Below are 21,328 nucleotides of genomic sequence, written 5' to 3'. Positions count from 1 at the left end.
ATTCTATAGGGTACATTTTAGCATGCTTGTTCGTTTTTTTTATCCCGCATTAACGGGCAGTAATATCCCCCACCTCAAGATTTAGAGAAAAGCGAGGAAAATAGGTAGGGGATAAACTGCCCGTAAAAGCCCGATTGGTGAGGGCTGATAATCAGTGGGGATGCCCCCCCACTGATTAAAGTTTCACTTTATTTCTGCTGTCCTGAAAGGCGGGAGAATGTATCTTTTAAATCGCTATCTTTTACTTTAATATCAGCTTTCTGTAATTCATCTAGTAATATTTTTTGACCTGTTGTATTATCTGCTAAACGTTGTTCTTCTAAGTCTTTACGAATAGAATCTTTTACTTCATCATAAGGTTTCAATGGTTTTTTATCAGTAAGTTTAATAATATGGTAGCCTTGTGACGTTTTGACAGGGGCGCTAATTTCGCCAACATTTAGTTTATAAGCAGCGTCTTCAAATTCAGGAGCCATTTTACCTGGTCCGAAGTATCCAAGATCCCCGCCTTTATCTTTCGAAACTGGATCTAGAGATTCTTGTTTTGCTAATTCTTCAAAGGAAGCACCTTCGTCAAGTTTTTTCTTAATTTCATTTGCGGTTTTTTCGTCATTTACTAAAATATCACTTGCTTTAATTTCAGGTTTGTAATGATCTTTTATATCTTTTTCTGTAATACTTTGCTTGATTGCTTTATTCATTGCGAGCTTGAATCTAATTTGATTCTTAAAGTCGTCTTCGTCTTTTAAGCGATTACTTTCTAGTACTAAGTTGAATTGGTCACCGTATTGATCTTTCGCTTTTTTGAATTCTTTATTAACCTCATCATCAGATACTTTATATTTTTTTGTGATGATATCTTGTGCCATCATTTCGTATAGCATATCTTTTCCGTAACGATCTTTTAATTGCTTATCAAAATCACCTTTTGTAATAGTTGAAGCTTTCGATGTTGCGATGACTTCGGAACTACTTGTTGTTCCGCAAGCAGACAGCATTAACGTCCCAATGGTTGCTGTCACAATCAATAATTGTTTTCCTTTCATACTAGCACCTCATCTAAATATGTTATTGCTATTGTAAAATAGAGAAGTGAACACGAAGTGAATTCGAGATGTTTTTTCCTGTAAAATGTAAAAAGTACATCAACAATTTTGTTGATGTACTAGGGGGCTAAATGTGATTTGTTTTTTTTGAATATGCACGTTTTCCTTGCTGAATATTCTTTTGTTCCTGTTCATTTTTTTGAGCACGCTTTGCGTTATTATCACGTGCTTTTTTGTCGTTATCGCTTGTGTGTGGCATGCGTATCAACTCCATTTCTAAATGGTTGCATGTTTATCATTTCCGTTTTCGTAAAGACTATGTATACTGGTAGTGATGAACTCATAATCTATAAAGGCGGATGAGATATGGACTTTAAATTAAATTATGCTGAATTAACGAAGAAATTGATTGTTGTTATCATTGCAGGTTTATTAAATGCCATTGGAATGAATTTATTTTTAACGCCAGCAAAGGTATATGCAAGTGGTTTTGCAGGATTGTCTCAGTTGCTCTCGCAAGTATTAAGTGATTTTGCATCGATACATATATCAACAGGGGTTCTTTTTGCTTTATTTAATATTCCAGTTGTTATTTTAGCGTGGAAAAAGGTCGGAAAAGGGTTTACTTTATTTAGTTTTTTATGTGTTGTATTTATGACACTATTTTTAGAAATTATACCAGTAAAGGCCGTTTCACATGATATTATATTAAATGCTATTTTTGGTGGTCTCATTTCCGCGATTGGGGTAGGGATTGCTTTAAAATGGGGTGCTTCTACAGGTGGTTTAGATATCATTGCAATGATTTTGTCAAAGGTAAAAGATAAACCTGTGGGAACGTATTTCTTCTTCTTTAATGCAATCATTATTATTGCTGCTGGTTATGTGTACGGATGGGAAAAAGCGTTGTACACATTAGTCACGTTGTATGTATCTTCACGGATTATTGATGCAATCCATACACGTCATGTGAAAATTACAGCATTTATCGTTACGACAAATGGTGTGGATGTACGAAAGGCGATTCAAGCACGGTTAGTGCGAGGGATTACAACTGTACCAGCAACAGGTGCTTATACAAATGAAAATAAAGAAATGCTAATGATAGTTATTACTCGTTATGAATTATATGAATTAGAAAGAATTATTAAACAAGTGGACCCAGGAGCATTTACAAATGTAGTCCAAACCGTTGGGGTATTTGGACTGTTTAGAAAAGATTAAAGAGGACCAAGTTTGGTCCTCTTGTTTTAATGTGCGCTAGTAACGCTCTGTAGTTGCTGTTGCATTTCACGTAATTGCACTTTCTCAGCAGTGGAAGAATTTGCATAAGCAGACCGCAAAGCGTTCTTTGCTCGATAGACGAGTTCTTGTTGTTCTTGGCCACTTGAACAAGAAATGGCGTTTGAAACAGCATCTCGCGCCTGCTGGAATAATAAGTTCCCCATTTAAACCCCTCCAAGAGAAGAGTTGTTTCGTTCTTTTTCTGCCTCAGCTAATGTACTGCGGTGCGGGAATCTTGCAGCATGCATCTTAACAGCATCAGCCCCTTGTTGGGTGAAACGTTTTGATTTGTTCTTTTTTCCCATTCGTAATTCCCCCTTTTTAGCAGAAAACAACTGACACATTGCTGTGTCTGATTATAGTATGAACGTTTTGGGTCAAACTATAAGTAGGGAATTTTTAGATTACAATCCAAGCGCCTCATCTAAATAAAGAGCGATGCCGTCTTCTTCGTTTGTTAATGTTGTATGATTTGCTAATGATTTTAATTCAGGGATAGCATTTCCCATTGCGATGCCGTGACCTGCATATTCAATCATCTCAAAATCATTATCCTCGTCACCAAAGGCGATAATTCGCTCCCTTGGAATGTTATAATGACTAGAAATTTTTTGAAGTCCGATTGCTTTGTTGAGACCACTTTTAACAATTTCAATAATTGGCCAAGGAGCTCCCCATTTTCGGTGATCAATGACTTCGGCATGCATATCTGTTAAATGATTCCGAATAGCAATTGATTGCTCATCCAGTGCATCGATGAGTAAACACGTTGGATGATCTTGTAAAATATTCAATAAATCTCCTGTGAAAATATTTGGAGAACCAAATTCAAAAATATGTTTTTTATCTTCGTCAATTTCGCGGACATATACATCATCCATAACTTCAGCATAGATGTTTTTCACTCCAAAATCAAAGCAAGCTCGAACAATCTCTTGAGCAGTTGAAAGTTCGAGAGGTGAATGATGCGTTCCCCAATTTGCATCAAGTGGGTGATGAACATAAGCACCATTAAAATTAACGATAGGTGTGTTCAAACCAAGTTCTTTATAATAAGTGTGGCTAGCGCGAAATGGACGTCCTGTTGAAATGACAACAATATGTCCTTGCTCTTTTGCTTTTTCGATCGTTTGCTTTGTTCGTACTGAAATAATTTTATCGTCTGTTAGTAAAGTGCCATCTAAGTCTAATGCGATTAAATGTTGTTTTTTCATGTTTTCACCTCTTATGAAAATTTTTTTGTTTCTATCTGTATTTCCGTTTTTAATATGCAGAAATAAGAGGTTGGAAAGCGTATAGAGAAACATCCAAGAATGGAAGGTTCTTTATATATTCATCTTACGTCGAGAAACAGGTGAGTGTCTACCATTTCTCATTGGAAATCAGAAAAGTCAATGATTTTTTAGAAAGTTCAAATAATGTTTCTTTCATTTTGTACAATTTGTGAAAAGGGTTACATTGCCGCGGTAATGAGACTTATAATGAACATGTAATCTTCTCGTATATGTTTGACTCTCCTTTGGAACTGGCCAAGAATAGGTCGGTTTCTTTTTTTTCAACAAATGTTACTTTTTTTCCTGCTTTATTATGTAAATTTATATATATGTAGGATCATACAAGATGTTCTTTGTTTCCTAAACATGACAGAAAAGCTTTTTTTGAAAATGGATATACTACTGGTGTAAAGATGTCATGGAAGGAGAATGAAAATGGGACAAAATCGCAGGTTTCGTTCTGGACAGAAAGCACCAAATGATGGAATCTACGTAGAGATTGGGGAAACTGGAAGTATGGTGAAAGATCCTCAAATGGTAAAATTAACTGCTGGTGAAAGATTTCCTGAAAATTCGAACCAAAATCGTCAGTGGACATATAAGAGAAAACCGTAAGAAAGGCCGCAATTTATATTGCGGCCTTTTTAATTAGAGAGTCGGAAATGGAGAGATTCCGTGAAGATTGATTGGATGTATGTTCGACGCACTTCTTCAAAAGCTAAGTCTGAAATTCATAATCAAATTCATTGTACAAAAAAGACAATTGGCGTATAATTAAATTAAAGGTCAAAGAAAGTCAAACATTTGGAGGGCTTTAAAGATGGACTTAAATCAAATGACAACAAAAACACAAGAAGCGATTATGAGTGCCCAATCTTTAGCGGTATCTCATCATCATCAAGAGGTGGACACTGTTCATCTGTTACTCGCATTATTAGAGCAGCAAGATGGATTAGCAGTACGTATTTTTCAAAAAATGAATGTCAATATAGAAGAGTTAACGAAAGGTGTAGAAAGTTTAATTAAGAAGAAGCCTTCTGTAACTGGAAGCGGAGCAGAAGCGGGAAAATTATATGTGACGAGCGCCTTACAGCAACTGCTTGTGAGAGCGGAGTCTGAAGCGAAAAAGTTACAAGATGATTATATTTCAGTGGAACATGTATTGCTTGCTTTTTGCGAAGAAAAAGGTGATATACATCATCTATTTACAAAGTTCCATATTACAAAAGATATATTATTACAGTCTTTAATGGCAGTTCGGGGGAATCAAAGAGTGACTAGTCAAAATCCAGAAGTAACATATGAAGCTTTAGAGAAATATGGCCGTGATTTAGTAGCGGAAGTAAGACAAGGGAAAATTGATCCTGTAATTGGTCGTGATAGCGAAATTCGCCGTGTCATTCGTATTCTTTCACGTAAGACGAAAAATAATCCTGTTTTAATCGGAGAACCTGGCGTTGGTAAAACGGCGATTGTTGAAGGATTAGCTCAGAGAATTGTAAGAAAAGATGTACCAGAAGGGTTAAAAGATAGAACAATCTTTGCTTTAGATATGAGTGCACTTGTAGCTGGTGCAAAATTCCGCGGGGAATTTGAAGAACGTTTGCAAGCTGTATTAAATGAAATTAAAAAAAGTGAAGGACGTATTCTTTTATTCATTGATGAGCTTCACACGATTGTTGGTGCTGGTAAAACAGAAGGTGCGATGGATGCAGGAAATATGTTAAAACCGATGCTTGCACGCGGTGAACTTCATTGTATTGGGGCGACTACTTTAGATGAGTATCGAAAATATATTGAGAAGGACCCGGCGCTAGAACGTCGTTTCCAACAAGTATTAGCAGAAGAACCGACTGTGGAGGATACGATTTCTATTTTACGTGGTTTAAAAGAGCGCTTTGAAATTTATCACGGTGTAAATATTCATGACCGCGCTATTGTAGCAGCGTCTGTATTATCAGATCGATATATATCCGATCGCTTTTTACCAGATAAAGCAATTGACCTTGTTGATGAAGCGTGTGCAACCATTCGAACAGAAATCGATTCGATGCCAACAGAATTAGATGAAGTAACGCGCCGTATTATGCAGTTAGAAATCGAGGAAGCTGCCCTTGGAAAAGAAACGGATCGCGGTAGTCAAGAACGATTAAAGACATTACAACGTGAATTATCCGATTTGAAAGAAGTTGCAAGTGGAATGCGTGCGCAGTGGCAGCAAGAAAAAGAAGAAATTCATAAAGTTCGTGATTTGCGTGGAAATTTAGAGCGTCTGCGCCGTGAACTAGAAGAAGCAGAAGGAAATTATGATTTAAATAAAGCAGCAGAGCTTCGCCATGGGAAAATTCCAGCAGTGGAAAAAGAGTTAAGAGAAGCGGAAGAAGCGGGAGCGCATAATGGACAGGAAAATCGTCTATTACGTGAAGAAGTAAGTGAAGAAGAGATTGCCAATATTGTTTCACGTTGGACGGGAATTCCAGTTGCAAAACTTGTTGAGGGAGAACGTGAAAAATTACTTCGTTTAGAACAAATTTTATCAGAGCGTGTCATTGGACAAGAGGAAGCGGTCAATCTTGTGGCAGATGCGGTGCTTCGTGCGCGCGCGGGCATTAAAGATCCGAATCGTCCAATCGGTTCGTTCATTTTCTTAGGACCTACAGGTGTTGGGAAAACAGAACTTGCCAAAACATTAGCGCAATCTTTATTTGATAGTGAAGAACAAATGATACGTATTGATATGTCTGAGTACATGGAAAAACATGCTGTATCGCGTCTAATTGGAGCTCCTCCTGGATATGTAGGTTATGAGGAAGGCGGACAATTAACAGAAGCGGTGCGTCGTAAACCATATTCTGTTATTTTATTAGATGAAATTGAAAAAGCGCATCCAGAAGTATTCAATATTTTATTACAAATGTTAGATGATGGACGCATTACAGATTCGCAAGGGCGGACAGTGGACTTTAAGAATACAGTTATTATTATGACATCAAATATTGGGTCAGAATATTTATTAGAAGGTTTACAAGAAGATGGCTCTATTAAAGAAGAGTCGAGAGAGCTTGTTATGGGAAATCTTAGAGGACATTTTCGCCCAGAGTTTTTAAACCGTGTGGATGAAATTATTTTATTTAAACCACTTACAACAAATGAAATTAAAGGAATTGTTGATAAAATTGTAAAAGAATTACAAGGACGTTTAGTAGATCGTCATATATCAGTGGAATTAACGGAATCCGCAAAAGAATTTGTTGTAGAATCTGGATTCGATCCGATGTATGGAGCGCGTCCGTTAAAAAGATATGTACAGCGTCAAATTGAGACAAAACTAGCAAGAGAATTAATTGCAGGAACAATTACTGATAATAGTCATGTAGTTGTTGATGTGCAAAATAATGAACTAATTGTTCATGTAGAGTAAAAAAAGAGTTCGGATTGAATCCGAACTCTTTTTTTATTAGTGTTGTTCTACTGGTTCGTTTGGAATTACTGCTGCAATTGCCATTACAAGAACTGCAAGAACAACTGAGAAAATAGACGCTTGTTTAAAATCGTATATACCGCCAGTCATAGAGCTAATTACATAACTCATCATATGTACAAGCATAAACGACCAAATAAAGGCCCAAATTACGCGCATCTTTTCACACCCCTATTCGTTCAATCTGTCCTTATTGTAACACAATTGAAAAAAGAATATAGAAAAAATATTTGTAGATTTTTCAAAGCAAATTTGTATTCCGGTCATACATTATAAAGGAGTAGTTTTTATGTTTAGAAAATAAGGCGGGAGAAAGATGAGTATTACGGAACGTTTTTTCTATTTAGAAAAAGAACCATGCGTCATTTATTTACCTGAGAAACCAAATGGATTTTGCGTTATGCTCCTTGGCGACTACAACTATTTTATTGAGAATAGTACAAGTTTATGGATGCAGCACGAAGGGAGAGCATCTTTCTTGAATGGGCTGATACAGAAAGGGTATACGGTCTTTTCATCTAATTTATATGGAAGACACTGGGGGAATGATCAATCAGTTCGTTTAGCAAAGCGTTTATATCATGTTGTTATGAGGAAAGAAACATTAAATGAAAAAATTCATATTCTTGCAGATGGAATGGGTGCACTTGTAGCTCTTGAGATGATGAATCAATATCCTGAGTGTGTACGATCTGTTGTCATGTTGAGCCCATGTCTAGATTTACCTGCGCATGTGGAATTTGAAAAAGAACATAAGTTTTTCTATAAAAGATTGGTAAGAGAATTATTACTTGCGTATGATGTGAAAGAAGCTGAGTTAGCGGCACAAATTAAGAAAAAAACATTTTTAAACCTTCCTTCATGTGTACCTGTTAAAATTTTTGTATCTACACAAGAAAAGAAAGAACGTAAGCAATTATTACGTGAATATGAGAAAAAGCGAGTGCATGGAAACTGTGAGACCTCTTTATTATTTCATTTACAAGATGTGAAATATAAAATGATTCAGCAGACATGTAGTTTCTTTAAAAAGTATGAAGAAGAGTTATGAAGCTCCAATATACATAAATGAGGAGCTATTGTTTAGAGGGAAGAAAGGGTTGGTGACATGAAACGCGTGCTTATTGTAGGTGCACTTACGTTTGTAGGTTATCACCTTGTAAATAAAATGCTTGCAGAAGAAGTAGAAGTATATGGATTTGATTTTGCTGATTTCGAGAGTATGTCAAAAATAAGTGAAGAAAAGCTATTTTTAATTGGACGGAATGCTTTGTTTACGTATTCTTCCATAAGGGATGAAAATGAATGGAGGGCAGTAGAAAAGGGACATTTTGACGCGACTTACTTTTGTTTATGTGAACCAAATCAGCAAAGTGGATTTCGGAATGAAAGAATCATTTTGCAATATTTGAAGCGTGTTACACATATGTGTGAAAAAAATAAAGTGAAGTTAAATGTAATTTCTTCTATTGAAATAGGGAATGAGGAGGAAGAATCGGAAAATAAACGATTATTTACGAAAGTAGAAGAGGAAATAAAGAAGGGGGGATTTCCATATCATATATTTCGTGTTCCTGCATTATATGGACCTTGGCAACCGGTATTTATGAGCTATCATCAACTTATCCTTTCAGAACTTGCTCAGAATGAATGCCCGTTCGTTCCATATGAAAAAGGGAGTGATATTCTTTACGTTGAGGATGTGTGCGAATATTTATGGGAGAGAGGGACCGATTTAGAAAAACTAGGTGTGTATAATCTAATTAGTGGCAAAAAAAATCTGTGGGAAAAGGGAATGACTCTTTTAAATGCTGATGATAAATGGAGTCAGCATACAGAAGAGGCAAAGAGAGCAGCTATAGAGAGCGTTTGTATTCGGAAAAATACACCGTTAGAATTCGGTTTAAATAAACAATTGACACATTTGAAAAAATATAAGAAGTTATACGAAGGTTGAAACACGTGGTAAACTATTGTATGAATGAAAGGTCCATGCTTTTTTATCCAGCTCTTTGCAGGTGATAATTTACGTAAAGGCAAAGAAGTTAGGCGGATATGAAGGAATCTTGATTGATGAAAGTTTTATTTCACTGAAAGGATGAAGAAATATGAATGAAAAAAATATGCAATTTTTACAGATCGCTATGAAACATTTACCGGAGGCAAAAGCAATTTTAGATGATAATGGAATTGCACTTGATATGGAAAAAGCGCAGCCGGTATTAGAGTTACTAATGAAGGTTATGAGTGAAGCGTATGAGCTTGGAAAAGCAGAAAGATAAAGTGAAGCTTTTATAAGTGGGGAATATTCCGTGGATTATTAGCCCTCACCAATCGGGCTTTTACGGGCGGTTATTCCCTATTGTTTTTTGTTTCTCTGTGGGGGGGGAGGTCGACAATTTGTCGGCTTTATTTTTTGCTTCGAAATATATTCTAGACAAAAAAACGTTTATGTTTTAAAATTAGTACCAAGTCATAATAATTGATATAAAACGGAGGGCTGCAAAGTGAATGTAGGCATTTTAGGGATCGGGAGATATGTGCCAGAGAAAGTAGTCACAAATCAAGACTTAGAGAAAATCATGGATACATCTGATGAATGGATTCGTACAAGAACGGGAATTGCAGAAAGACGCATTGCCGATGATACAATAGATACTTCATATATGGCTGTAGAAGCTGCCAAGAAAGCAATTGAAAATGCAGGGATTAGTGGAGAAGAAATTGACCTTATTTTAGTTGCAACAGTAACGCCAGATCGTTCTTTTCCGGCCGTTGCTTGTGTAATTCAAGAACAAATTGGTGCGAAACATGCAGCAGCAATGGATTTAGGTGCAGCATGTGCGGGCTTTATGTACGGAATGATTACAGCGCAGCAATTTATTCAAACTGGAACTTATAAAAATGTATTAGTAGTTGGTAGTGATAAATTATCTAAGATTGTAGACTGGAATGATCGTAATACAGCTGTACTATTTGGGGACGGAGCAGGGGCTGTTATAATGGGGCCTGTTTCAGAAGGAAAAGGTATTCTTTCATTCGAATTAGGAGCGGACGGAAGTGGTGGTAAGCACCTTTACCAAGATGAATATGTTATGATGAACGGAAGAGAAGTCTTTAAATTTGCTGTTCGTCAGCTTGGTGATTCTTGTCTTCGTGTTTTAGAAAAAGCAGGTCTTACGAAAGAAGATGTGGATTTCTTAGTTCCTCATCAAGCAAATATTCGTATTATGGAGTCTGCACGAGAAAGATTAAATTTACCGCAAGAAAAAATGAGTATGACAATTGAGAAGTTCGGAAATACATCAGCTTCTTCAATTCCAATTGCAATGGTAGAGGAATTGCAAAATGGACGTATTCAAGACGGTGATTTAATTATATTAGTCGGCTTTGGCGGCGGATTAACATGGGGAGCAGTCGCTCTTCGTTGGGGCAAATAAGGACTGAGAGAAAAAAAGGAGTGTATTTTGTATGGAAAAAAAGCGTGTCGTAATTACAGGACTAGGAGCTGTTACGCCGATTGGAACAGATGTTGAAACAGCTTGGGAAAACATTAAAAATGGTGTGTCTGGAATCGGCCGGCTTACAAGATTAGATCCGGAACAATTTCCTGCAAAAGTAGCAGCAGAAATTAACGACTTTGAAGTTGAAAAATATATTGATAAAAAAGAAGCGCGTCGTATGGATCGCTTCACACAATATGCGGTAGCAGCAGCGAAGATGGCAGTTGAAGATGCGAAGTTGGACATTACAGAAGAAATTGCACCACGTATTGGTGTATGGATCGGTTCTGGTATTGGCGGTATGGAAACGTATGAAGAACAATTTAAAATCTTTACGGAAAAAGGTCCTCGCCGTGTAAGTCCATTTTTGATACCAATGATGATTCCTGATATGGCTGCGGGTCAAGTCTCAATTGCTACAGGTGCAAAAGGAATTAATACTTGTTCTGTGACAGCTTGTGCATCAGGAGCAAATTCTGTTGGTGATGCGTTTAAAGTCATTCAGCGCGGCGATGCAGATGCAATGATTACAGGTGGTGCAGAAGCGCCGTTAACAAGTATGGCATTTGCAGGATTTAGTTCGGCGAAAGCATTAACATTTAATGAGGATCCAGCAACTGCTTGTCGTCCATTCGATAAAAATCGAAGTGGCTTTGTAATGGGAGAAGGTGCCGGCATTCTTATACTAGAAGAGTTAGAGCATGCATTAGCACGTGGTGCACACATTTATGCAGAACTTGTTGGATATGGTGCAACAGGTGATGCATTCCATATTACACTTCCTGCTCCTGGTGGTGAAGGCGGCGTTCGTGCGATACGTCAAGCGTTAGCGGATGCAGGTCTTGAGCCAGAGGATATTGATTATATTAATGCGCATGGTACAAGTACAGGTGCAAATGAGAAATATGAAACGATGGCAATTAAAGAGGCATTTGGTGAGCATGCATATAAAGTAGCGATTAGCTCTACAAAATCAATGACAGGCCACTTATTAGGTGCAGCTGGAGCTGTTGAGGCGATATTCTCTATTAAGTCAATTACAGATGGCGTTATTCCTCCAACAATTAATTATGAAACACCAGATCCAGAATGTGATTTAGATTACGTACCAAACAAAGCAAGACATCAAGAAGTACGTGCTGTATTAAGTAATTCATTAGGATTCGGCGGTCATAACGCAGTATTAGTATTTAAAAAATATCAATAATATAGTGTAGTAAGAGGGTGTTATGTAAAACACCCTCTTTATTTATAAATCAAACCCCTTTTTTTAGGGTGGGAGAGAGAGTTCGTCCATGCATAGAAGCGGTTAGGGCCTTTTTGAGCCCCATGCCATGTAAAAACAAAAGTAGAAAGTAAGAGTAGGTTAGTTTTTGTGTCCATAGCCGTAATTAGGAAGGATTGGGTAGTGATAACGCAGTGTTAGTATTTAAAGCGTATAAATAATGTAGTAAGAGGGTGTTATGTAAAACACCCTCTTTATTTATAAATCAAAACCCATTCTTTTTAGGTTGGGAGAGAGCGTCCGATCATGCGTAGAAGCGGTCAGGGCCATTTTGAGCCCCATGCCGAGTGAAGCCAAAAGGAGAGTGTGAGAAAAGGTCAGCTTTTGACTTCATAGCCGGGAGAGGTGTGTAGGAAAACGCCACTGACAAAAGTTTCACTTCATCATTTCGCGTTTGCTCCTTTTCTTGCATATGTATAGAAGAGAGGGGAGAGGTGAGGATGGGGATTATTCAAACGGCAGATTGGCTACATTTGTATTATGGACGTCCAGAAAAACTTTGTGAGAAGTTTACAAAATACATTCCATTGCCAAAAGAGAGACTGTATCAATTTTTAGTTTCTAAAGGTATGTATCGCCCGGTAAGAGAAGGGGAAAAGGAGATTGAACAGTTAGAGGAGAAGCAGATTTGGAAAGAGTTATCTAAAGAGTATGAAGAGCTAAGAAAATGGTTAAAAGGCCCAGATGTCCCTGTCTTTATTTTGTTATCAGATTCATATAATCAAACTGTGCAAGAAGAGTATAACGGAAAAGCTGGTTTAACAATGCGTCATGTTATTTTTTTATTTGTATGCGGCAAAAATTCAGTGAAGGAATTAAAAGCGTTGCTGACGCATGAATATCATCATATATGTCGGTTACATCAAATTGAAAATAGGGAAAAGGACTATACATTATTAGATACAATGATTATGGAGGGATTAGCGGAGCAGGCTGTGACTGAAAGGCATACAGAGGAAGAATGTGCACCTTGGACGTTATACTTTACAAAAGAAGAAGCACGATATTATTGGGAGAAGATTGTAAAAGATAGAGTAGATATGAAGAGAGGAACGAGGGAACATGATTGTTTACTAACTGGGATGCGCAAGTATCCAAAGATGCTTGGGTATGCAATTGGATTTCATATTGTAAAAGAGTGTGTAGAACTTGAACGAGAAAATACACTTTCTTTATTATCTATAGATGCAAAGCACATATTAAATAAGGCTAATACATTTATTCCGCATTAACGGGCAGTCTATTAGGAAAATTTCAAATGCTGAATTGAAAACTTGGTGCTGCCAAGTTTTTTTATGGTGAGAATGGAAGTAAGGTGCGGTGAAGAAATAATAAGTAGAATATATTTCCTTGAATGGAATAAATTTTACAAAAAATGAACATAATGAGATGTACAAACAGTAGTGAAGTGAGGGGTAGAAAATGCTATATCTGCATGATGTATGGGTGAATTGGTTTGAAGGTGAAGAAAATGGGTATAACGTTTGTCATTTTTACGAATGGCGGAAGGATGATACGATTGAGTTATTAGATCAAGTGCCATTATTAAAAGTAGATTCCACATTATATCATTACATCGAGAACGAATTATTGGAACTTCCGCAAAAGTTATTGGAAGACGTACATCATAAGGCGTATATTCGTAAAAATCATGAACGTTTGCAACAAGAGTACTGTTTTGTTGTTACAGATGGAAAAGGAATTATTGCAGTAGATTCAATTGGCTACAATGTACCAATTCGAAAAAGTAGACTTATACCGCGTCAAGAACAGATGGTATATGAGATGGTAGAGAATGTTCAGGCAGAAACGTATGAGTTTCAAGTAGAAGAAATTCAAAAAGAGCATCACATTTTATCACCATCACCTTATATCATGAATGGTTTAACACGTAAAGAAAGACAATTAAAGCAATTGCTATTTATGGCGTTAGATCAACTACATACAACGAAAAATCCAGCTGAAATTCGCTATTGGTATACAGAGTGGGATCCATCAGCTTATGGAACAGTTCAACATATGAATTTTGAAGACGTTTGGGAGCGTCTTTATGAAGAAGCAAAATATGGCTGGTCGGAGAAGCATGAACAGCTATGTGAACGCCTTGTAAAAGGACAACCATTTTTTGAGAAACTATGGGAAATGGAAAATGAGCAAAAGGTAAATTAAAAAGCAGTAAAAAAACTGCACCCCAATTGTTAGATACAGTCTAACAACTGGAGGTGCAGTTTTTTTTGTAATCCAGCTCCGGCGGCAAGAATGATCGGTGGCTTCGCGCCTTCCTGCGAGGCAAAAATCGCCTCTACGTCAGGAGCTCCATCCCCCTCACATTCTGAGCGAGCCGCTTCCGCTTTTTATATAATCCAGCTCCGGCTCCTAACCCTTTGCATCTAAGAACCTTCCCCACGAGAAGGTAAAAAGCACCTTCTGTGGGAAAGAACCTTATCCACCCAGGGCTAAGCAGTCGCCTCCGCTTTTTATCATTATCTACGTTTTCTGCTTAATCCCATTGCATTTTCTACTTTACGTAGTTGTTTTATTGCAACTCGGTTTGCTTTTTCAGCACCTTTGTCTAGAATTTCATCTAATTCTGGAGAGTTGATTAGTTCGTTATATTTTTCTTGGATTGGACGAATTGCTTCTACAACGATTTTCGCTAAATCGCCTTTAAAGTCACCGTATCCTTTTCCTTCATAATAAGTTTCTAGTTCTTCGATTGTTTTGCCTGTGAATGAAGAATAGATCGTTAATAAGTTGGAAATACCAGGCTTATTTTCTTTATCGTATTTTACGATACCGTCAGAATCAGTTACTGCACTTTTAATTTTCTTTTCAATTGTTTTAGGCTCATCAAGCATGCTAATCATTGATTTTGGATTTGGATCAGATTTACTCATTTTTTTCGTAGGCTCTGTTAATGACATAACACGTGCCCCTACTTTTGGAATGCGAATTTCCGGAATTGTGAATATTTCACGGTAACGTTTATTGAAACGTTCTGCTAAATCACGTGTTAATTCCATATGCTGTTTTTGGTCGTCACCAACTGGAACGATTTCAGTGTTATAAAGTAAGATATCAGCAGCCATTAACGGTGGATACGTAAGTAAAGCGGCTGGAACAGACTCTCTGCCTGATGATTTATCTTTGTATTGTGTCATTCGTTCTAATTCTCCAACATATGCGATAGATTGCATAATCCATCCTAGCTGAGCGTGTGCTGGTACTTCTGATTGCACAAATAAAGTTGATTTTTCAGGGTCAATACCACAAGCGACATATAGTGCAGCAAGGCTGCGGATATTTTTACGAAGTTGTACAGAATCCTGAGGCACTGTAATAGCATGTTGATTGACAATGCAGAAATAACAATCATGTTCGTTTTGTAGTTCTGTAAATTGCTTCATAGCTCCTAAATAGTTCCCAAGTGTAATTGTTCCACTTGGTTGAATACCAGAAAAGATAACTGACATAAGTAATTCCTCCTTAAATTTTAGGTATGTATTATTGAAGGGTGGGGGAAGTAGATCAATATGAGCCGCTTCCGCTTTTTGTGTAATCTAGCCCCGGCTCCTAGCCTTTCGCGTCTAAGAACCTTCCCCGCGAGAAGGTAAAAAGCATCTTCTGTGGAAAAGAACCTTAGTCACCCAGGGCTAGGCAGTCGCCTCCGCTTTTTATATAATCCAGCTCCAGCGGCAAGAATGATCGGTGGCTTCGCGCCTTCCTGCGAGGCAAAGAACGCCTCTACGTCAGGAGCTCCATCCCCCTCACATTCTGAACGAGCCGCTTCCGCTTTCTAAATACAAAAAAGCCCAATCATCCCAAATGATATAGGGACGAATGGACCGCGGTACCACCCTAATTATTTCACGGCTGTGAAATCTCTTGTATCCATTATAACGCTGGATATAACGCCAAAGCCTACTCCTCAGTTGTTTCGGTTTGGTGCTCAAAAGCCCATTCCATATTGTACAATTACTTGTTCACACCAGCCACAAGCTCTCTGAAATTGCTGCAATATGTACTCTTCTTTCTCATCGCATGCATATGAAATTATTATAACGTAACTCTTGCTATTCAAGAGTTGAAGCTATTTAATAGCAAAATGTTTTGCAAATTATTATATCATATGGAAGATTGTTTGCAAACTACATCAAAATAGTAAAGCTAATAATTGTCGAGAGGGCTCCAAGTAGAACACCTGTAATACAAATAGGATACGTCCATGTGAATGAATATGTTTTATAGATTCGTTCTTTTTTATCAACAGGCTCTTCTTCTTCAATTAGAGATTCAATTTTTTTATTTGTTCCAAACACTTTTTGGAAGGCATATATCGTTACGTTGAAAAATCCACTTTGAAATAAGAATAAAAAACCGCCTAAGAGAATACACAATAATGCGATATAAAACGAAATATTGACAAAATTCAACAAAAAGTGAGTTGGAAATAAAAAAGCACCAATACTAGAAGCAAGTATTGCAAATGAAATGAGTATGCAGGTATGAAAAAAAAGTCTATTCAAAATGTTCCCCTCCGTCAAAATGCTACTGGAATTATTATACTATAAAAGTTATAATGAGTACTAGAAGTAATTATTTGAAAATTATACGCAATTGTGTATTTTATTTCAATATGATGGTATCAATGTTAAGTTATACCTTTACAGAAAAATAAAAAAATTAATATTTCATTAAAAATTTTAACAAAAAAACAAAAAATGATATTCACAATCGTCATATTATATGTATAATGAAAATTGTAGAAACTTGGAGATTATTCTTTCAATTCTATTATTTTAATAAGTTGGGTACAGGAAGTGCAATTAGGGGGAGGTAGGATAATATGAGTTTGCTTTCAATGTTGAAGGTCAGAATTATCTAGATCTAATTTCATATGTAGATATGTTTGCTACGAATGGTACACAAAACAGGATATTCGAATCCGACGTATGATGAGTGAATTTAAAAAGCAAAAGCAGATACGAAAGATTTACAAGCTCACTGGGATAACCTTTTACAGGTTGAAAAGATGTTAATGAAAGAAGATGCAGTTATTGCGCTAAACTTTTAAAAAGGACATGCTCACTTGCCTTGATAAAAGGTGCTGTGAAAGATATTATTCCGATTAATTATGGTGGTAAACTGACTTATAAACTTACATTTGTTGACCAAAAATAATTTTTATTCCATCGTTTACAAGGGTATATGCCTCTGATGGGCATATACTCTTAATTTTAAAAAAAATAAAAGTAAGAATATTTTAAACTATCTTGTTGCTTTTGAAAAAATGGGGAGGTGCTTGACTATGGGACGTTATGTATTCAAACGTTTCGTGTACATGATTGTAACATTATTTTTAATTACTACATTAACATTCTTTCTAATGAAATTACTGCCGGGTTCTCCACTTAAAAACCAAGAGAAATTATCACCACAGCAAAGGGAACTCATTTTAGAAAAATATGGTTTGAATGATCCGCTACCAGTTCAGTATGCGCGTTATTTAGGAAACTTAGTAAAAGGTGATTTAGGAGTATCATTCCAATATGATAATCGTCCAGTAACAGATATGATTGTCGAGCGTATTGGGCCATCAGCACAGCTTGGCTTCCAGGCAATTGTGTTTGGTACATTTATAGGATTAATCTTAGGAGTTATCGCCGCACTTCGTAATAATACATGGGTCGATTATGGAGCAACGATTATTTCCGTACTCGGAATGTCGGTACCATCCTTCGTATTTGCGGCACTGTTACAATATTTCGTAGGTGTAAAACTTGGCTGGTTCCCAGTTGCATTCTGGAAGGGACCTGAATTTACAGTTATGCCTACTATCGCCTTATCAATGGCAGTTATCGCAACAATCGCGCGTTTTGCTCGTGCAGAATTAATTGAAGTTATGCAGGCTGATTATATTTTAACAGCAAAAGCAAAAGGGATTAGTCAAGGCGTTATCATTGTGAAACACGCACTTCGTAACGCACTTATTCCGGTTGTTACAATTTTAGGACCAATGGTTGCAGGGTTAATTACAGGGACACTTGTTATTGAACAAATTTTTGCTGTACCTGGACTTGGGGAGCAATTCGTTAAATCGATAACATTAAATGATTATACAGTTATTATGGGAACAACAATTTTCTATAGTGCAATCTTTATTTTAGTCATCTTTATTGTGGATATTTTATACGGAATTATTGATCCTCGTATTCGTCTAGCGGGAGGGAAAAAATGATGAAAGATATACAAAAATTATCTCCAGATTTATTTCAGCCAGCCAATCAAAGCAATGTTGATAATGAAGTCATTGCCCGTCCAAGCTTAACTTTTTGGCAAGATGTAAGAAGACGTTTGTTCCAGCATAAAGGGGCAATGTTCGGTCTTGTATTACTGATTATTATTACACTTATGGCAATTTTTGGGCCGATGGTAAGTAAACATTCCTATAAAGAACAAGACTTAGGTCGTGCAAAAATGCCACCAAAAATTCCAGTAATCGAAAACATTCATTGGTTACCGTTTGATGGTAAAGATCAATATGGTGTTGATCAATATGCAAAACGTGATATTAAAGAGTATTTCTGGTTTGGTACAGATGATCTTGGACGTGATCTATGGACAAGAACATGGGAAGGAACACGCGTATCATTATATATCGCCCTGTTAGCGGCAGCGATTGATTTAGTAATTGGGGTTGCATATGGAGGTATTTCAGCGTTCTATGGAGGACGAGTAGATAATATTATGCAGCGTATCATGGAAATTATTAATGGTATTCCGTATTTAATTATCGTTATTTTGATGGTAATTATTATGGGTTCAGGTATTTGGTCAATTACACTTGCGATGGCAATTACAGGCTGGATTGGAATGTCGCGGATTGTGCGGGGACAAATTTTAAAACTGAAAAATCAAGAATATGTATTAGCATCTCGTACATTAGGCGCAACAAACACACAATTAATTGTGAAACACTTAATTCCAAACGTAATGGGACCAATTATTGTTATGACAATGTTTACAATTCCTACAGCGGTGTTCGGTGAAGCGTTCTTAAGTTTCATTGGACTTGGTATTCAGCCGCCATTTGCATCGCTTGGTTCTCTTGTAAATGATGGATATAAATCAATTCAAACATATCCACATATGATGTTCATCCCTGCGATTGTTATCAGTATGTTAATTTTAGCATTTAACTTAATGGCAGATGGATTACGCGATGCGTTAGATCCAAAAATGCGTAAGTAAAAGAGGAGGGAGAAGTAAAATGAAAACATTGTTAGAGGTAAAAGATTTACAAGTCTCCTTTGATACACATGCTGGTCAAGTGCAAGCTGTTCGTGGAGTTACTTTTGATTTGAAAAAAGGAGAAACATTAGCGATTGTAGGAGAATCTGGTTCTGGGAAATCCGTTACATCGAAAGCGCTAATGGGATTAATCCCTAACCCTCCAGGACGCATTAAAAATGGAGAAATTATATTTGACGGTCGTGATTTAACAAAGTTAACGGAAAAAGAAATGCAACAAGTTCGTGGGAAAGAAATCGCGATGATTTTCCAAGATCCGATGACATCATTAAATCCAACGATGACAATTGGTAATCAAGTCATGGAAGGTCTTATTAAGCACCAAGGAATGGGTAAAGCAGATGCACGTAAAGTTGCTTTAGAGTTAATCGATCTTGTTGGAATTCCGAATCCAGAAGCGCGTTTAAAGCAATATCCACACCAATTTTCTGGTGGTATGAGACAGCGTGTTGTTATTGCGATGGCACTAGCTTGTAATCCGAAATTATTGATTGCCGATGAGCCAACAACGGCACTTGACGTTACAATTCAGGCGCAAATTTTGGAATTAATGAAGGATATTCAGCAGAAAACGGAAGCGGCAATTATTTTCATTACGCATGATTTAGGTGTAGTGGCGAACGTGGCAGATCGAGTTGCTGTTATGTATGCTGGTAAAGTTGTTGAAATTGGAACGGTTGATGAAATTTTCTACAATCCAAAACATCCGTATACATGGGGATTAATCGCATCTATGCCAAGTTTAGATGGTTCAGAGGAAGAGTTATATGCAATTCCTGGAACACCTCCGGATTTATTGAAACCGCCAAAAGGGGATGCTTTTGCACCACGTAACCCGCAGGCGTTAAAAATTGATTTTGAAATGGAACCACCATTGTTTAAAGTAAGTGATACACATTATGCGGCAACATGGTTACTTCATGAGCAAGCGCCGGAAGTGAAACCGCCAGAAGTCGTTCAAAAACGAATTCTTCAGATGAAAGCAGGTGAACAACATGACTAATCAACGTGAAAAATTAATTGAAGTAAAAAATGTGAAGCAGCACTTCAACGTGAGTGGTGGTGTTGTAAAAGCGGTCAACGATATTTCATTTGATATTTACCGCGGTGAAACATTTGGGCTTGTAGGAGAATCTGGTTGCGGAAAATCGACAACGGGAAGAACGATTATTCGCTTATACGATGCAACTGCTGGTGAAGTATTGTTCGATGGTGAAAACGTACATGGTAAAAAATCACGAGCAGAATTAAAGAAATTTAATCGTAAAATGCAAATGATTTTCCAAGATCCATATGCGTCATTAAACCCGCGTATGACAGTTGGGGATATTATTGCAGAAGGTATTGATATTCACGGGTTAGCAAAAAATAAAAAAGAACGTATGGACCGTGTTCATGAATTACTGAATACAGTTGGATTAAATAAAGAACACGCAAACCGTTTCCCGCATGAATTCTCTGGTGGACAACGTCAACGTATTGGGATTGCTCGTGCGCTAGCTGTAGAACCTGAATTTATCATTGCTGATGAGCCAATTTCTGCGCTGGACGTATCGATTCAGGCGCAAGTTGTAAACTTATTGAAAAAGTTGCAAAAAGAAAAAGGATTAACATATTTATTCATTGCCCATGATTTATCAATGGTAAAATACATTAGTGATCGCATTGGTGTTATGTATCGTGGTCAAATTGTTGAATTAACGAGCAGTGATGAATTATATGAGAATCCAATTCATCCATATACAAAATCATTATTATCAGCGATTCCGCTTCCTGATCCAGACTATGAGCGCAATCGTAAACGGATTGTGTATGATCCATCTCAGCATCAATATGGAAATGAAGTACCAACGATGCGAGAAATTCGTCCTGGACATTTTGTTTTATGCTCAGAAGCAGAATACAAGAAATATAAAGAAATCTATCAATAATAGAAAAAGCGGCCTTGAGAGGTCGCTTTTTTTTATGTAAATACAAATTAGAAACTGATATAAACCCTTTCTTTTTGGGTGGGGAAGAGGACCCGCCCATGCATAGAAGCGGACAGAACCTTTTTTGGCCCCATGCCGTATGAAAACAAAAGGAGAGAATGAGTGGAGAGTTTCCTTTTATTTTCAAAGCTGTTATTTGAATCAATTTCATAA

The 21,328-nt window shown here is 37.0% G+C and carries 22 protein-coding genes, 1 pseudogene and 1 other annotated feature; of the genes and pseudogenes, 15 read left to right on the top strand and 8 right to left on the bottom strand.

Annotated elements, in window-relative coordinates; genetic code table 11:
• Positions 1-188: 188 nt before the first annotated feature.
• Entirely contained in the window at positions 189-1,046 is an 858-nt protein-coding gene (gene prsA, locus COO03_RS04535; protein WP_097895464.1) for a peptidylprolyl isomerase PrsA, read from the bottom strand.
• Positions 1,047-1,173: 127 nt separating this feature from the next.
• Positions 1,174-1,305 carry a DUF3941 domain-containing protein gene (locus tag COO03_RS04530; RefSeq protein WP_097895462.1) on the bottom strand — a complete coding sequence of 44 codons (132 nt, stop codon included), beginning with the start codon at positions 1,303-1,305 and terminating at the stop codon, positions 1,174-1,176.
• Between the two features lie 107 nt (positions 1,306-1,412).
• On the opposite strand from COO03_RS04530, the gene COO03_RS04525 reads away from it, so the two are divergent.
• A complete protein-coding gene (locus tag COO03_RS04525) occupies positions 1,413-2,270 on the top strand; it encodes a YitT family protein (protein ID WP_097895460.1) in 858 nt (285 codons plus the stop codon).
• Positions 2,271-2,296: 26 nt separating this feature from the next.
• Here COO03_RS04525 and COO03_RS04520 read toward each other — a convergent pair whose 3' ends face one another.
• The 3 genes from COO03_RS04520 to COO03_RS04510 all read right to left on the bottom strand — a co-directional run bounded on the left by COO03_RS04520 (position 2,297) and on the right by COO03_RS04510 (position 3,544).
• The gene (locus COO03_RS04520) at positions 2,297-2,494 is read right to left on the bottom strand and encodes a DUF3813 domain-containing protein (protein WP_097895459.1); all 198 of its coding nucleotides are present in this window, start codon (positions 2,492-2,494) and stop codon (positions 2,297-2,299) included.
• The gene (locus COO03_RS04515; RefSeq protein WP_097895457.1) at positions 2,495-2,635 is read right to left on the bottom strand and encodes a competence protein; all 141 of its coding nucleotides are present in this window, start codon (positions 2,633-2,635) and stop codon (positions 2,495-2,497) included. It lies immediately after the preceding gene.
• A gap of 99 nt (positions 2,636-2,734) precedes the next feature.
• The gene (locus COO03_RS04510) at positions 2,735-3,544 is read right to left on the bottom strand and encodes a Cof-type HAD-IIB family hydrolase (protein ID WP_097895455.1); all 810 of its coding nucleotides are present in this window, start codon (positions 3,542-3,544) and stop codon (positions 2,735-2,737) included.
• Positions 3,545-4,039: 495 nt separating this feature from the next.
• Here COO03_RS04510 and COO03_RS04505 point away from each other — a divergent pair, with 495 nt between their 5' ends.
• Complete coding sequence (locus COO03_RS04505; RefSeq protein ID WP_026590465.1) at positions 4,040-4,219, top strand: YjzC family protein; 180 nt, start codon at positions 4,040-4,042, stop codon at positions 4,217-4,219.
• Positions 4,220-4,424: 205 nt separating this feature from the next.
• Positions 4,425-7,025, top strand: a complete 2,601-nt coding sequence (clpB, locus tag COO03_RS04500; protein WP_097895453.1) for an ATP-dependent chaperone ClpB — start codon at positions 4,425-4,427, stop codon at positions 7,023-7,025.
• Between the two features lie 36 nt (positions 7,026-7,061).
• Here the strand turns inward: clpB and COO03_RS04495 are convergent, their stop codons facing one another.
• Positions 7,062-7,244 carry a YjzD family protein gene (locus COO03_RS04495; protein ID WP_097895451.1) on the bottom strand — a complete coding sequence of 61 codons (183 nt, stop codon included), beginning with the start codon at positions 7,242-7,244 and terminating at the stop codon, positions 7,062-7,064.
• A 157-nt stretch (positions 7,245-7,401) separates the two neighbouring features.
• Here COO03_RS04495 and COO03_RS04490 point away from each other — a divergent pair, with 157 nt between their 5' ends.
• From COO03_RS04490 to COO03_RS04460, 7 genes are all read left to right on the top strand, one after another.
• Positions 7,402-8,136, top strand: coding sequence for an alpha/beta hydrolase (locus tag COO03_RS04490; protein WP_097895450.1), 735 nt, complete (start codon positions 7,402-7,404; stop codon positions 8,134-8,136).
• 57 nt (positions 8,137-8,193) lie between these two features.
• A complete protein-coding gene (locus tag COO03_RS04485) occupies positions 8,194-9,042 on the top strand; it encodes an NAD-dependent epimerase/dehydratase family protein (protein WP_097895448.1) in 849 nt (282 codons plus the stop codon).
• Between the two features lie 151 nt (positions 9,043-9,193).
• The gene (locus COO03_RS04480) at positions 9,194-9,367 is read left to right on the top strand and encodes a ComZ family protein (protein ID WP_097895446.1); all 174 of its coding nucleotides are present in this window, start codon (positions 9,194-9,196) and stop codon (positions 9,365-9,367) included.
• Positions 9,368-9,592: 225 nt separating this feature from the next.
• Entirely contained in the window at positions 9,593-10,525 is a 933-nt protein-coding gene (fabH, locus tag COO03_RS04475) for a beta-ketoacyl-ACP synthase III (protein WP_097895444.1), read from the top strand.
• A gap of 31 nt (positions 10,526-10,556) precedes the next feature.
• Positions 10,557-11,795 carry a beta-ketoacyl-ACP synthase II gene (fabF, locus tag COO03_RS04470; protein ID WP_097895441.1) on the top strand — a complete coding sequence of 413 codons (1,239 nt, stop codon included), beginning with the start codon at positions 10,557-10,559 and terminating at the stop codon, positions 11,793-11,795.
• Between the two features lie 518 nt (positions 11,796-12,313).
• The gene (locus COO03_RS04465; RefSeq protein WP_097895439.1) at positions 12,314-13,105 is read left to right on the top strand and encodes a DUF2268 domain-containing protein; all 792 of its coding nucleotides are present in this window, start codon (positions 12,314-12,316) and stop codon (positions 13,103-13,105) included.
• Positions 13,106-13,295: 190 nt separating this feature from the next.
• The gene (locus COO03_RS04460) at positions 13,296-14,042 is read left to right on the top strand and encodes a YjbA family protein (protein ID WP_097895437.1); all 747 of its coding nucleotides are present in this window, start codon (positions 13,296-13,298) and stop codon (positions 14,040-14,042) included.
• A 314-nt stretch (positions 14,043-14,356) separates the two neighbouring features.
• Here the strand turns inward: COO03_RS04460 and trpS are convergent, their stop codons facing one another.
• Together trpS and COO03_RS04445 are read right to left on the bottom strand one after the other, a co-directional pair.
• A complete protein-coding gene (gene trpS / locus COO03_RS04450; protein WP_097895436.1) occupies positions 14,357-15,346 on the bottom strand; it encodes a tryptophan--tRNA ligase in 990 nt (329 codons plus the stop codon).
• Positions 15,347-15,702: 356 nt separating this feature from the next.
• Positions 15,703-15,920, bottom strand: a binding site (T-box leader).
• A 101-nt stretch (positions 15,921-16,021) separates the two neighbouring features.
• Positions 16,022-16,399, bottom strand: a complete 378-nt coding sequence (locus tag COO03_RS04445) for a DUF3899 domain-containing protein (protein WP_097895435.1) — start codon at positions 16,397-16,399, stop codon at positions 16,022-16,024.
• Between the two features lie 319 nt (positions 16,400-16,718).
• Here COO03_RS04445 and COO03_RS28005 point away from each other — a divergent pair.
• From COO03_RS28005 to COO03_RS04420, 5 genes and pseudogenes are all read left to right on the top strand, one after another.
• Positions 16,719-17,054 (top strand): annotated as a pseudogene (locus tag COO03_RS28005) (peptide ABC transporter substrate-binding protein); the annotation flags it as partial.
• Between the two features lie 127 nt (positions 17,055-17,181).
• The gene (gene opp3b / locus COO03_RS04435) at positions 17,182-18,111 is read left to right on the top strand and encodes an oligopeptide ABC transporter permease (protein ID WP_097895433.1); all 930 of its coding nucleotides are present in this window, start codon (positions 17,182-17,184) and stop codon (positions 18,109-18,111) included.
• Entirely contained in the window at positions 18,108-19,124 is a 1,017-nt protein-coding gene (opp3C, locus tag COO03_RS04430; RefSeq protein ID WP_097895432.1) for an oligopeptide ABC transporter permease, read from the top strand. The genes opp3b and opp3C overlap by 4 nt, the downstream gene beginning before the upstream one ends.
• A gap of 19 nt (positions 19,125-19,143) precedes the next feature.
• Positions 19,144-20,187, top strand: coding sequence for an ABC transporter ATP-binding protein (locus tag COO03_RS04425; protein ID WP_097895429.1), 1,044 nt, complete (start codon positions 19,144-19,146; stop codon positions 20,185-20,187).
• Entirely contained in the window at positions 20,180-21,115 is a 936-nt protein-coding gene (locus COO03_RS04420) for an ABC transporter ATP-binding protein (RefSeq protein WP_097895428.1), read from the top strand. The genes COO03_RS04425 and COO03_RS04420 overlap by 8 nt, the downstream gene beginning before the upstream one ends.
• Positions 21,116-21,328: the final 213 nt, after the last annotated feature.

The organism is Bacillus sp. AFS098217 (assembly GCF_002551815.1).
Lineage (GTDB): Bacteria > Bacillota > Bacilli > Bacillales > Bacillaceae_G > Bacillus_A.
The sequence above is the reverse complement of the archived record's forward strand: the minus strand, read 5'-3'. Positions and strand labels throughout refer to the sequence as shown.